Origin of the sequence: Asinibacterium sp. OR53, from assembly GCF_000515315.1 — a bacterium.
Lineage (GTDB): Bacteria > Bacteroidota > Bacteroidia > Chitinophagales > Chitinophagaceae > Sediminibacterium.
In genome coordinates this window covers 2,387,614-2,400,524 of sequence record NZ_KI911562.1, presented here as the reverse complement: position 1 = coordinate 2,400,524, position 12,911 = coordinate 2,387,614, and the positions used below count along the sequence as shown (strand labels likewise).

General features: G+C 45.0%; 10 protein-coding genes. All 10 read left to right on the top strand.

Annotated elements, in window-relative coordinates:
- The first annotated feature begins 15 nt into the window (after nucleotides 1-15).
- Nucleotides 16-402, top strand: coding sequence for a hypothetical protein (locus tag SEDOR53_RS18580; protein WP_157576773.1), 387 nt, complete (start codon nucleotides 16-18; stop codon nucleotides 400-402).
- A gap of 305 nt (nucleotides 403-707) precedes the next feature.
- Nucleotides 708-5,054, top strand: a complete 4,347-nt coding sequence (locus SEDOR53_RS0110635) for a CusA/CzcA family heavy metal efflux RND transporter (protein ID WP_026769711.1) — start codon at nucleotides 708-710, stop codon at nucleotides 5,052-5,054.
- Nucleotides 5,055-5,067: 13 nt separating this feature from the next.
- Entirely contained in the window at nucleotides 5,068-6,204 is a 1,137-nt protein-coding gene (locus SEDOR53_RS0110630) for an efflux RND transporter periplasmic adaptor subunit (protein ID WP_037361064.1), read from the top strand.
- Nucleotides 6,197-6,664 carry a heme-binding domain-containing protein gene (locus SEDOR53_RS0110625; RefSeq protein WP_026769709.1) on the top strand — a complete coding sequence of 156 codons (468 nt, stop codon included), beginning with the start codon at nucleotides 6,197-6,199 and terminating at the stop codon, nucleotides 6,662-6,664. Before SEDOR53_RS0110630 ends, SEDOR53_RS0110625 begins: the two co-directional genes overlap by 8 nt.
- 26 nt (nucleotides 6,665-6,690) lie before the next feature.
- On the top strand, nucleotides 6,691-7,140 hold the full coding sequence (locus SEDOR53_RS0110620; protein ID WP_026769708.1) for a thioredoxin family protein: 450 nt from the start codon (nucleotides 6,691-6,693) through the stop codon (nucleotides 7,138-7,140).
- On the top strand, nucleotides 7,133-8,065 hold the full coding sequence (locus SEDOR53_RS0110615; protein WP_026769707.1) for an FAD:protein FMN transferase: 933 nt from the start codon (nucleotides 7,133-7,135) through the stop codon (nucleotides 8,063-8,065). The genes SEDOR53_RS0110620 and SEDOR53_RS0110615 overlap by 8 nt, the downstream gene beginning before the upstream one ends.
- Nucleotides 8,062-8,295 carry a DUF4266 domain-containing protein gene (locus SEDOR53_RS0110610; protein WP_026769706.1) on the top strand — a complete coding sequence of 78 codons (234 nt, stop codon included), beginning with the start codon at nucleotides 8,062-8,064 and terminating at the stop codon, nucleotides 8,293-8,295. Before SEDOR53_RS0110615 ends, SEDOR53_RS0110610 begins: the two co-directional genes overlap by 4 nt.
- Before the next feature lie 21 nt (nucleotides 8,296-8,316).
- Nucleotides 8,317-9,513: a DUF3570 domain-containing protein gene (locus SEDOR53_RS0110605; protein ID WP_026769705.1), complete on the top strand. Its 1,197-nt coding sequence runs from the start codon at nucleotides 8,317-8,319 to the stop codon at nucleotides 9,511-9,513.
- A gap of 92 nt (nucleotides 9,514-9,605) precedes the next feature.
- Nucleotides 9,606-12,101 (top strand): cation-translocating P-type ATPase, encoded by a 2,496-nt coding sequence (locus SEDOR53_RS0110600; RefSeq protein ID WP_026769704.1) that lies wholly within the window; start codon nucleotides 9,606-9,608, stop codon nucleotides 12,099-12,101.
- Between the two features lie 23 nt (nucleotides 12,102-12,124).
- Nucleotides 12,125-12,853, top strand: a complete 729-nt coding sequence (locus SEDOR53_RS0110595; RefSeq protein ID WP_026769703.1) for a VIT family protein — start codon at nucleotides 12,125-12,127, stop codon at nucleotides 12,851-12,853.
- The last annotated feature ends 58 nt before the right edge of the window (nucleotides 12,854-12,911 follow it).

Below are 12,911 nucleotides of genomic sequence, written 5' to 3'. Positions count from 1 at the left end.
TTGTACTTTTGTAAAGTGAAAAAGTTTATATCCATATTTTTCTTAGCAATTTACCTGTTCTCCACAACGCAGGCAGTTGAATTGCTCAAATTGCCCGTGGTTTTTCAGCATTACCACGAGCATAAGATGTTAGACAAGGATATGACTTTTTTGGCTTTTCTGGATATACACTATATGCACGGCTCGCCGCACGATGATGATTATGACAGGGATATGCAGCTGCCGTTTAAAACACCTATCCACACGACTGCTGCGGCTGCCAACTATGTAGCTCCGGCACCAATTTCTATAATTGCTCCCAAGGTATTTTTTATCGAAAAGAAACAACCCCTGATTTATAACACTATTGGTTATTCCTTTAATTACCATTCTTCCGTCTGGCAGCCTCCCAGAGCTTGTTAAAATTTCACTGAAAGAGAATTCGCGTTTCTATTCCTGATGCCATGCATTGGGCGGTTATGTCGTTGGACAACGTTTCCTACAAGGGACATTGTGCAATGGATATATGACTGCCTTGTCATCGCAATGTATTCCCGTTTGCCGGACTGTTCCGTTTGCAAAAAGATGTCCTTTATGGACAATAGCAACGGCGTGTCCCAAACTGTGAAAAATAGGCGTGTGTGCCATCAAAATGGCGGCTGCATTGCGCATTCAACACAAAAGCGGAACTCTCTTTCCTTTTCCCATTTAACAAGTAAAAAATTATTATGCTGAATAAAATCATTGAGTTCTCTATCAAGAACAAACTCATTATAGGGCTGTTTATGCTTGCCCTTATCGGTTACGGCGTTTATGAGATAAAACGCCTGCCGATTGATGCCGTACCGGACATTACCAATAATCAGGTACAGGTCATTACCACCGCCCCGGCACTCGGAGCCCCCGATGTGGAACGTTTGATTACATTCCCTATTGAACAGGTTAACAATAATATCCCCGGTCTTCTCGAACTCCGCAGCTTTTCCCGTTTCGGGTTGTCGGTAGTTACCATCGTTTTTGACGACAACACGGATATTTACTGGGCAAGGCAACAGGTTGCGGAAAGATTGCAACAAGCGCAGGAACAGATACCGAAAGGATTTGGTACACCTGTACTTGCTCCTGTTACAACAGGATTAGGTGAAATCTACCAATACACCGTCCGTCCCAAAAAAGGCTATGAAAACAAATACAATGCTATGGAACTGCGCACTATTCAGGACTGGATAGTCCGCAGGCAGCTATTGGGCGTGAAAGGCGTGGCGGAAGTGAGCAGCTTTGGTGGTTTGCTCAAACAGTATGAAATAGCCGTAACACCGGAAAAGCTAATGGCATACAACATTGCCATCGGCGATGTATTCAACGCACTCGAAAAGAACAACCAAAATACAGGTGGTGCATACATAGAAAAAGGCCCCACCATTTTGTTTATTCGCAGCGAGGGTCTGGTAGGCAATATGGATGACATTCAGAACATCGTTGTCAAAAACCTGCCCAATGGTACACCGCTTTTAATCCGTGACATTGGAGCAGTACACTTTGGAAACGCACCACGCTATGGGGCTATGACCTACAACGGTCAACAACAGGTTTCGGGAGCGGTAGTAATGATGCTGAAAGGTGCGAACAGCAACGAAGTCATTAAAAATATCAAACAGCGGATTGCGCAGATAGAAAAATCCCTGCCCGAAGGGGTTACGATAGACCCGTTCCTTGACCGTACCAAAATGGTGAACAATGCTATCAGTACCGTTACCAGAAACCTGATGGAAGGTGCGCTGATTGTAATTTTTGTACTGGTACTATTTCTTGGCAACCTACGGGCAGGACTGCTCGTAGCCTCTGTTATCCCGCTGTCCATGCTGTTCGCCATTATCCTGATGAACACCTTTGGCGTGAGTGGAAACCTGATGAGTTTGGGGGCTTTGGATTTTGGTCTGATTGTGGACGGTGCGGTAATCATTGTGGAAGCAGTTATGCACAAGCTATCCCACAGTAAGCGGTTTAGTAATGTAAATAACCTTTCCCAGTCCAAAATGGATAAAGAGGTACAGGTTTCCGCATCGGGGATGATGAATAGTGCTGTTTTCGGACAAATCATCATTCTGATAGTTTACCTGCCCATTTTTACGCTGGAGGGCATCGAGGGCAAAATGTTCAAGCCAATGGCGCAGACCGTAGCCTTTGCCCTGCTCGGTGCATTTATCCTTTCGCTCACCTATATTCCTATGATGAGTACCTTGTTTTTGAGTAAGAAAATTACGCACAAGCAAACGCTTTCGGACAGAATGATGAACCATCTGGAGCGTTTTTTTCAAAAATACCTGTCCAAAGTGCTGCGCTACCAAAAAGTAGTTCTTGCAACCGTTTTAGGTTTGTTTGTGGCGGCGGTTTTTGTGCTTACCACACTCGGCGGCGAATTTATCCCGTCATTGCCCGAAGGTGATTTTGCCGTAGATACAAGGGTGTTGCCGGGCAGCAACCTGAATACGTCCATTGAGGCGGTTTCAAAGGCATCTAAAATCCTACTCCAAAAATTTCCCGAAGTGGAAAAAGTGGTAGGCAAAACCGGGAGCAGCGAAGTGCCTACCGACCCGATGGCGGTAGATGCCTCAGATATGATGGTCATCCTGAAACACCGCAGCGAATGGACGTCCGCACAAACCTATCCTGAACTGGAAGCCAAAATGTCAAAAGCATTGGAAGACGTTCCGGGGGTATCGTTTGGCTTTCAGTATCCCGTGGCGATGCGTTTCAACGAACTGATTTCGGGGGCAAGGCAGGATGTGGTCTGTAAAATATTCGGCGAGAATTTGGACACGCTGGCGGTATATGCTAATAAACTGGGCAAAATCTGCAACACAGTAAACGGAAGTGAGGCGTTGTATGTGGAAGCCGTAACGGGTATGCCACAGATTGTTGTAAAGTACAACCGTGCTGCTATTGCCCAATATGGTATGAACATCAGCGACATCAACCGTGTGGTCAACGCCGCATTTGCAGGCGAAATCAGTGGTATGGTGTATGAGGGTGAAAAACGGTTTGACCTCGTGGTACGCTTGGCGGGCGACAAAAGGAAAAGGCTGGAAGATGTACAGCATCTTTTGGTAGCAACGCCGCAGGGTACGCAAATTCCTTTAAGCACCGTAGCAAGCGTGGACATAGAAGAAGGGTTGAACCAGATACAGCGTGAAAATTCGCAACGCAGGATTATTGTGGGCTTCAACGTCCGTGGCAGGGACATTCAAAGTACCGTCCACGAACTACAACAGAAAGTAGGGCAACAGATAAAACTGCCACCGGGTTATTACATCACTTACGGCGGAGCTTTTGAAAACCTTGAAGCTGCCAAACAGCGTTTGTACGTGGCGGTTCCGGTTTCGCTGGTGCTGATTTTCCTGCTCCTGTTCTTTGCGTTCCGTTCCGTAAAGCAGGGCTTGCTCATTTACACGTCCATACCGCTTTCCGCCATCGGAGGCATTTTTGCATTGGCGATAAGGGGCATTTCGTTCAGCGTGAGTGCGGGTATCGGTTTTATCGCCCTGTTCGGCGTAGCCGTGCTGAACGGCATCGTACTGTTGGGTGAATTTAACCGCCTGAAAAAAGAAGGCTATACCGACCTGAAACGCATCGTCATTATGGGAACCAAAACCCGTTTGCGCCCTGTGCTGATGACGGCTTTCGTGGCTTCTTTGGGATTTTTACCGATGGCGTTGAGCCACGGTGAGGGTGCGGAAGTACAAAGACCGCTGGCAACGGTGGTGATTGGCGGCTTGCTGATTGCCACGTTCCTGACGCTTTTTGTGTTGCCCATTTTGTATATGACGTTCAACAAAGGCGTTTCCGTTCCCAAAAAAGCGACAGGTGCTATTTCCGTCCTGTTGTTTATGTTGATGGCTACAAACGCAAACGCCCAAACCCCGATAACCTTGCAGCAGGCAATTGACACAGCTTTGATGAATAACCGCTTTGTAAAAAACGAACGGTTAAAAACCGAGTACCGACAGAAACTTGTTCAGTCGGGAACCAACATCCCGCCAACGCAGGTTTTTGGTGAATACGGGCAAATCAACAGTTATTACAAAGACACAAGGATGGGCATTTCGCAGACCATCAATTTCCCGACCGTTTATAAACGGCAAAAGGAACTGCTGAACGAGGAGTGGAAAAGCAGCGTGCTGAACGTGAGCGTACAGGAAGCGCAGCTTAAAAAGCAGGTAACACAGGTGTTTTACACACTCGTGTATCTGCAACAGAAAAAAGCGTTACTGCAACAGAATGATACTCTTTTTGCGGAATTTCTCGACAAAGCCACACTTCGTTTCAACAAAGGCGAGAGCAACGTACTCGAAAAGACCACCGCCGAAAACCAGCGTGGGCAAATTGGGTTGCAACTTTCGCAATTAGAAAAAGACATGGAACTGTTGCAGTTACAATTCCATTTGCTGCTAAACACCGAAACGGTCTTTGTCCCATCTGAAAATGGAACATTGGAAAACAATATTGCAGGTATAGATACTGCGGCACTGGCTGCACATCCTGCCATGCAGTTTTTGAAACAGCAGCAGCAAATTGCACAAGCTACCACGAAAATGGAACGCTCCAAGTTGTCGCCCGACCTGACTTTGGGCTACAATATTACCGGGATGAAAGGAATGGGTGCGGACGACAAGGTGTACAACAGCACACCCCGTTTTCAGGCGGTGCAGGTAGGTTTGGGCATCCCGATTTTTACGGGTGGTCAGAAAGCAAAAATCAATGCAGCAAAAATTAACGAGGAAGTAGCTGCAAAAGATTACGAACTCAACCTGAAAAATTTTGAAACCGCGTTTGCCTCGGCGTTGAAGCAGTACCAGAAATATCAGGAAGCGGTCGCTTATTTTGAGCACACCGCATTGAAAAATGCCGAAACCATTACCGCTACCGCCAACAAGCAGTTCCTGAACGGTGATATCAATTATCTGGAATGGGCGTTGCTTATAGGTCAGTCGGTCAGCATCAAAAGTGATTACATTGAAGCGGTAAAAAGCAGGAACAGTGCCATTGCCGAACTTAATTTTTACCTCAATAAATAATAACAGTAAATCAATGAAAAAATTAATCGTCCTTATAAATGTGTTGGTGCTGCTTGCCTCTTGCGGCAACAAGAAAAACAATGAACAGCAGGAGCAGCAGCCTGTCAACAAAGAGGAAAATGTGGTTGTCCTTACCGATGCCCAATATAAAAACGCAGGTATAGAAACAGGCGACATCGAAAACAAAACTATTTCATCGGTGCTGAAACTAAACGGAAAAATAGATGTGCCTCCACAAAACATGGTGTCTGTCAGCGTTCCTTTGGGTGGCTATTTAAAGTCCACCAGACTGTTGCCCGGCTTACACATAAGCAAGGGCGAAGTGCTGGCTGTAATGGAAGACCCACAGTATATACAGTTGCAGCAGGACTACCTTACCGCAAAGGCACAATTTTCGTTCAACGAAAGTGAATACAAAAGGCAAAAAGACCTGAACGAAAGCAAAGCTGCCAGCGACAAAATATATGAACAGGCAAAAGCGACTTATCAAACACAATATGTACTGATAAAATCGCTGGAACAGAAGTTAAGGCTGATAGGCTTGAACCCTGCCAATATAACCGCAGGCAATATTTCAAAAAGCATCAACATCTATTCTCCCATCTCCGGTTTTGTATCGGCGGTAAACGTCAACATCGGCAAATATGTCAATCCGAGCGATGTGCTGTTTGAGCTGGTCAATCCGAACGACATTCATCTGGCATTAACAGTTTTTGACAAAGACCTGAACAAGCTGGCAGTAGGACAGCATTTATTGGCTTATACCAATACGCATCCCGAAAAGAAATACCCCTGCGAGGTTATTTTAATCAGCAAGAACCTTTCCGGCGACAATGCCGCACAAGTCCATTGTCATTTTGTACAGTACGACAAAAGTTTGCTGCCCGGAATGTTTATGAACGCCGATGTGGAAATTTCGGGAGCGAATACCGCCGTACTTCCTGATGATGCCATTGTCCGTTTTGAGAACAAGAACTATGCTTTCGTGCAGAAAGGAAACAGGCAGTTTGAAATGACGGAAGTGCAAATTGGAAATTCCGAAAACGGTTTTACGGAAATCATTGACGGGGCAAAATATGCCGGGCGGACGTTCGTTACGAAAGGAGCTTATCATCTTTTAATGACCTTAAAAAATACCAGCGATGAATAATAAAAAATCAACAACCTTAAAAAAAATACTATGGATACTTGCCGTGGTTTTAGTGCTTATACAGTTTTACCGTCCAGCTAAGAATATTTCTGACAAGCAGAGTGCAAACGCCATTCAACTTCATTACAACGTACCACAGAATGTGGGTACGTTGTTAAGAACCAGTTGTTATGACTGCCATTCCAATAATACCAAATATCCGTGGTACAATAACATTGAGCCGGTAGCTCTTTGGCTTAACAGCCACATCAATGATGGAAAAAGGCATTTGAATTTTGATGAGTTCGACACTTATTCTGCGGAAAAGAAAATCAAAAAATTACATGAGATAGCAAAGACCGTTGAAAAGGACGAGATGCCTTTGTCTTCCTATACCTTCATCCACGGCGATGCCCTGCTTAGTACAGAAAACAAAAAGGTACTGATAAATTGGGCTACCGCCTTGTCCAAAGCACAATAACAAATTAATTAACAAAACAAGAAAAAATGAAAAAGATAATTTTTTCCACTGTCCTGCTTTTTTCGCTGGCAGTGGCAAACGGGCAAACCGTTTTTCAGCAAGCTCAAAATGAAGCGAAACAAACCCACAAACTCATTCTGTTGAGTTTTTCGGGTTCCGACTGGTGCGTACCCTGTATCAAGATGCACAAGTCTTTTTTTGAAAACCCGGAGTTCAAAAAGACCGCCGACAGCCTGTTGGTACTGGTAAATGCCGATTTTCCCCGAAACAAGAAAAATCAATTGGAGGCGAACACCAAAAAGCAGAACGAGGCATTAGCAGACAAATACAATCGGCAGGGGGCATTTCCGTTCACACTGCTGCTGGATGAAAACGGAACGCCACTCAAAACGTGGAGTGGTATGCCTGATGAACCTGTTGAGGACTGGATAAAGGAAATCGTTACCGTTTACGACAAAAAATACCGGAATGAATAGGTTACAGGAATTTCGCAGAGGCGAAAAGCTGATGGGCAATGCTTTTGAAATTACCGTTGTAGGTGAAGATAAATTGTGGGCAGAAGAAAGGATAGATGCTGCCATCGGCGAAATCAGGCGGATAGAAAAACTGCTCACGACTTTCAGCGAAGATAGCGAAACCAACCGTGTCAATGCCAATGCGGGTGTACAGCCCGTACAGGTGAGCCGGGAAACGTTCGGGCTGATTGAGCGTAGCCTGCGCATCAGTGCCATTACGGACGGGGCTTTTGACATTACCTACGGTTCGGTGGACAAACGCCTCTGGAATTTTGACCGGAATATGACCAGCCTGCCAGATGCAGAAACAGCTAAAGAAATGGTTCGGCTTATAAATTACCGCAACGTGCTGCTGGAAGGCAACGAATGTACCGTGTTTTTAAAAGAAGTTGGTATGCGTATCGGCTTTGGCGGTATTGGCAAAGGCTACGCCGCTGAAATGGCTAAACGATTGTTGCTGCAACAAGGGGTAGCAAACGGTGTAGTGAACGCTTCCGGTGACATCGGCACTTGGGGAAATCAGGCAGACGGGAAACCGTGGACGATTGGAATTGCTGACCCCGACCACGCAGGGCAACCATTTTCCTACCTTAACATCAGTAACATGGCAATTGCCACATCAGGCAATTACGAGAAATATATCATTATCGGGGACAAAAAATATTCGCATACCATCAACCCCAAGACCGGGCTTCCGGTAACAGGTATCAAAAGCGTAACGATAATATGTCCCAATGCGGAAATAGCCGATGCAATGACAACGCCCGTTACGATTATGGGTGTCAGGGCTGGGCTGGATATGGTCAACCAGATAGACAAATTAGCCTGCATTATCATAGACGACAACAATAAAATTTACTCATCCAAAAACATACATTTAAAATGAAAAAATATCATAATCTCAAACTGTCCCTGTGTGGCATAAGCCTGTTGGCACTTGCGCTGTGCTCTTCCTGCACTACGGTAAAGGAATACCAGAAAAACAGGCTCAACGATGCCGAAATGGTGTTGGGCAACCGCAAAATCGAAAAAACAGAACTCAACTTCCAGTCGTACCGGGAGGGGGCTTCCGGCGCAAACGCAGGAAAAAGCGGCGGTGGCTGCGGCTGCAACTAATCATTCAAAACAAGAAATAAAATGAAAAGAATATATCTCACCGCAGCCGCACTTATGGCAATGCTGCATTCCTACGCACAGAGCAGCCTTCCCGACACTGGCTACACTGCCCGTAAACTGAAAGTGGAGGAGGTTAATCTCGTGTCCAGCTACTACCACCAGGACGGAAACAACGCCGCTGTAACCGGAGGCATCGGTTCCGAGAAGCTGACGGACATTTCCAACTCTATTGACGTGAAGCTCATCCGGTATGACAGAAAAAACCGCAAGCACAGCTATCTGCTGGACGTGGGCATTGACCATTATACTTCGGCATCGTCCGACATGATTGACCTGAAAGCGAACAGTTCTGCTTCCCATGCCGACACAAGAATTTATCCTTCGCTTAGCTGGACAATGGAAAACGAAGCCAAAGGCTCGACTATCGGGGCTGGTGTTTCCTCTTCAAAAGAGTTTGATTACCTTTCTTTTGGAGGTAATATTTTGTTTGCTCAAAAGACAAAAGACCGCATGGGCGAATTTACCGCCAAGTTGCAAGTCTATCTCGACCAGGTGAGTTTAATAAAGCCCATAGAACTGCGAGACCCCGGCAGCACTGGTCGTGAACATGATAATTATCCCACAACGGCACGTAATTCATTTGTTGGTTCATTATCCTATTCGCAGATTATCAATGAACGGTTGCAGGTTATGGTTCTTGCAGATGTTATACAGCAGCAGGGTTATTTGAGCCTTCCGTTTCACAGGGTATATTTTACCGATGGCAGCGTACATCAGGAGCAATTGCCTGATACGCGGTTTAAACTGCCCATTGGTTTCAGAGGCAGTTATTTTATCGGCGACCGTTTTATTTTGCGGGCATACTACCGGTATTATACCGATAACTGGGGTATTCATGCCAATACCGCAGAATTGGAAGTCCCGATAAAAATATCGCCGTTTTTTTCCATTAGTCCATTTTACAGGTATTACCAGCAAAGTGCCGCCAAATATTTTGCAGGCTACCAGATCCATCAGGCAGGCGAAGACTATTATACGAGCAATTATGACCTGTCAAGATTTACGAGCCAATTCCTTGGTGCAGGTATTCATTTTACACCGCCGGGCGGCATATTTGGCATCAAGCATTTGAACACGCTTGAACTGCGCTACGGACATTATTACAGGTCAACAAAAATGAACTCTAATATTATTTCACTGAATTTAAAATTCAAATAACATTGACGAATGTGACAAACGGCTCAATGGTAAAATTGCGTCAATGGCAATGAAGAAAATCAGTATAAATTCTAATCCATATTTAATTAACTATGTCCTATAATATTCCCTACCATTTCAAAGGTCTTAGCGACAGTGAAGTAACCGCTTCAAGAAAGAAGAACGGTTACAATCGTATTGATGCCACCCACAAAAGCGGTTGGCTGGAACTGCTTTTGAACATACTGAAAGAACCAATGCTTATCCTGCTATTTGCCATTTCTGTTATTTACTTAATTATTGGCAATTACGGAGAGGCAATGTTCATGTTTGTTGCCATCGTTGCGGTTTCTGCTATTTCGTTCTATCAGGACAACCGGAGCAAAAAAGCGTTGGAAGCACTGGAAAAGCTCAACGAGCCTTTAAGCACAGTTGTCCGAAACGGCAAAGTAGTACAAATCCCCACCCAAGAAATTACGGTAAGCGACCTGTGTATTACGGAAGAAGGAAAAATGATTAATGCAGACGGAAAGATAGTCCACAGCAACGATTTTTCGGTGAACGAGGCATCTCTGACAGGTGAAAGTCTGTCTGTTTTCAAAAGCAGCGAAAGCGATGATAACAGGGTGTACAGCGGAACGGTTGCAGTATCGGGACTGGCGGTTTTTGAAGTGGAAAAAATCGGCAGGGAAACCCGGCTTGGTAAAATAGGCATTTCTTTGTCTGATATAAAAGAGGCTGCATCGCCTTTGCAGCTTCAAATCAGGAAGTTTGTCAAAACAATGGCGGTGATTGGTATTGTCATTTTCCTGTTGGTTTGTGCTGTCAATTATTACCATACCCGGAACCTGCTCGAAAGCCTGCTCAACGGGCTTACTCTGGCAATGTCTGTCTTGCCTGAAGAAATCCCGGTAGCGTTTACCACATTTATGGCATTGGGGGCATGGAAGCTGATGCGTGAGGGTATCATCGTTAAACGGAGCAGCGTGGTTGAAACGCTCGGCAGCACGACTGTTATTTGTACCGACAAAACCGGGACGATTACAGAAAACACGATGCACCTGAAACATCTGTATGATTACCGTTCAGACAAAATTTTTAATGAGCAGGATTTTAACGATACCTCACTTTCGGAGTTGATAGACTATGCCATGTGGAGCAGCGAGCCAGTACCCTTTGACCCGATGGAGAAGACCCTGCACCAAATATATGGACAGACACAAAAGGACGACCTTAGAGGCTCCTTTACCTTGTTCCACGAATATCCTTTGGACGGCAAACCACCTATGATGACGCATATTTTCCAAGATACAGAGCAACACCGGATTGTTGCGGCAAAAGGTGCGCCGGAAGCCATTCTTCAGGTGTCCACACTTCCTGAAAACGAAAAAAGTAAAATTCGCAGGTTGATAACAGCGTTTGGGGAACAGGGGTTTCGTGTTTTGGGTGTAGCAAAATCCCATTTTGAAGGTAATACCTTTCCTGAAAGACAACAGAATTTTCAGTTTGAGTTTTTGGGCTTGGTAGTATTTTATGACCCACCTAAAGAAGGCATTAGCAGTGTGTTTCAGCGTATATACGATGCAGGGATTAAAGTAAAGGTAATTACGGGTGACAATGCCGACACTGCAAAAAGTATTGCGGCACAGGCAGGTATTGTCAATGCCGACAATGCCGTGGAAGGAAAGGAAATTATGGCATATTCGGGGAAGCGGCTATTGGAAGCAGTAGAGGAAAAAGTTCTGTTTGCAAGGATGTACCCCGATGTGAAACTGACAGTGGTAACTGCCTTAAAACAAAGCGGTGAAGTTGTGGCAATGGTGGGCGATGGTGTGAACGATGCACCGGCATTGAAAGCCGCAAATATCGGTGTGGCAATGGGTAGCAAAGGAACGGAGATTGCGAAAGCCGCTGCTTCCTTAGTAATCATCAACGATAATTTGGACAAGCTGATTACGGGAATAGCGGCAGGAAGAAGAATTTACACTAATATCAAAAAAGCCGTTCAGTACATCATTTCCATTCATATTCCCATTATCCTTACAGTGTCTTTACCCTTGTTTTTGGGCTGGATATTTCCACAGATATTCACACCGGTACACGTTATCTTTTTGGAGTTGGTCATGGGACCAACCTGTTCCATTGTGTATGAAAATGAACCAATGGAAAAAAATGCAATGTTACAAAAACCAAGAAAAATGACTGACACATTCCTGAACTGGAAAGAGCTTGGAATGAGTATTGTTCAGGGGTTGATAATAACGGCAGGCATATTGTTCACGTACCGATATACGGTGCAGAACGGTGGTGATGAGCAGCAGACAAGGGCAATGGTTTTTACCACGTTGATTTTCGCAAACATTCTGTTGAGCCTAACCAACCGTTCATTCTATTACAGCCTGTTTGAGAGTTTCAAAAATCGTAATGTCCTTTTTGTGGTCATCAATGGCTTAACCTTAGTACTTCTTTTAGCAATACTGTATTACCCACCGTTGTCTGACTTCTTCAAGGTTACAGGTTTGGGGCTAAAAGAATTGGGCATAGCTGCTCTTGCTGCATCGGTTTCCGTACTGTGGTTTGAGGTTTATAAATTGTTTAAACGAAAATAATAATTGACAAAAAATCAAAAGCGATGAAAAACAAAAAGGAAAAGGGAAATGAAATTACGATTGACAACTATTGGAACAACCATTACATCAATCGTAGCAACTGGCTTAGAGCCGCAGTACTGGGAGCCAATGACGGTATTATATCCGTGTCCAGCTTGGCTATCGGCATAGCCGCAGCCAGCACGACAAGAGAACCCGTACTGCTGGCAACCATTGCATCGCTTGTTGCCGGAGCCTTATCAATGGCGGCAGGCGAATACGTGTCTGTAAGTTCACAGACTGACATTGAAAAAGCAGACATAGAAAGGGAAGCAAAAGAACTCCGTGATATGCCGGAAACAGAACGCAACATATTGGCAGAAATCTATGAAAGGCGTGGACTGAAAAAAGAAACCGCCATGCAGGTAGCTAAGGAACTGATGGAAAAAGATGCTTTGGCTGCCCATGTTAGGGATGAGTTGGGGATTAACGAAATCAGCAAGGCAAACCCCATGCAGGCGGCACTGGCTTCAGGGGCATCTTTCACGGCAGGCGGAATATTGCCTTTAGCAGTAACGCTGCTGGCTCCCGTTGTGGGGATGGAATACTGGCTCTACTGTTTTACGCTTGTCTTTCTCATTTTGTTGGGAATAGTATCGGCAAAAACAGGCGGTGCGGGCATCGGTAAAGCCATTGTAAGAATTGCTATCTGGGGAACAATCGCAATGGGCTTGTCTGCATTGGTGGGGCATCTGTTTGGTGTAAATGTTTAATGATAGCTAATAATCTTTCCGGTGCTAACAACTGTGAAAAAGGTACGATGGGATAACT

Coding starts and splice junctions, on each gene's coding strand:
- SEDOR53_RS0110620 (WP_026769708.1), top strand. CDS start 6,691: ATGAAAAAGATAATTTTTTCCACTGTCCTGCTTTTTTCGCTGGCAGTG.
- SEDOR53_RS0110630 (WP_037361064.1), top strand. CDS start 5,068: ATGAAAAAATTAATCGTCCTTATAAATGTGTTGGTGCTGCTTGCCTCT.
- SEDOR53_RS0110610 (WP_026769706.1), top strand. CDS start 8,062: ATGAAAAAATATCATAATCTCAAACTGTCCCTGTGTGGCATAAGCCTG.
- SEDOR53_RS0110605 (WP_026769705.1), top strand. CDS start 8,317: ATGAAAAGAATATATCTCACCGCAGCCGCACTTATGGCAATGCTGCAT.
- SEDOR53_RS0110615 (WP_026769707.1), top strand. CDS start 7,133: ATGAATAGGTTACAGGAATTTCGCAGAGGCGAAAAGCTGATGGGCAAT.
- SEDOR53_RS0110625 (WP_026769709.1), top strand. CDS start 6,197: ATGAATAATAAAAAATCAACAACCTTAAAAAAAATACTATGGATACTT.
- SEDOR53_RS0110600 (WP_026769704.1), top strand. CDS start 9,606: ATGTCCTATAATATTCCCTACCATTTCAAAGGTCTTAGCGACAGTGAA.
- SEDOR53_RS0110595 (WP_026769703.1), top strand. CDS start 12,125: ATGAAAAACAAAAAGGAAAAGGGAAATGAAATTACGATTGACAACTAT.
- SEDOR53_RS0110635 (WP_026769711.1), top strand. CDS start 708: ATGCTGAATAAAATCATTGAGTTCTCTATCAAGAACAAACTCATTATA.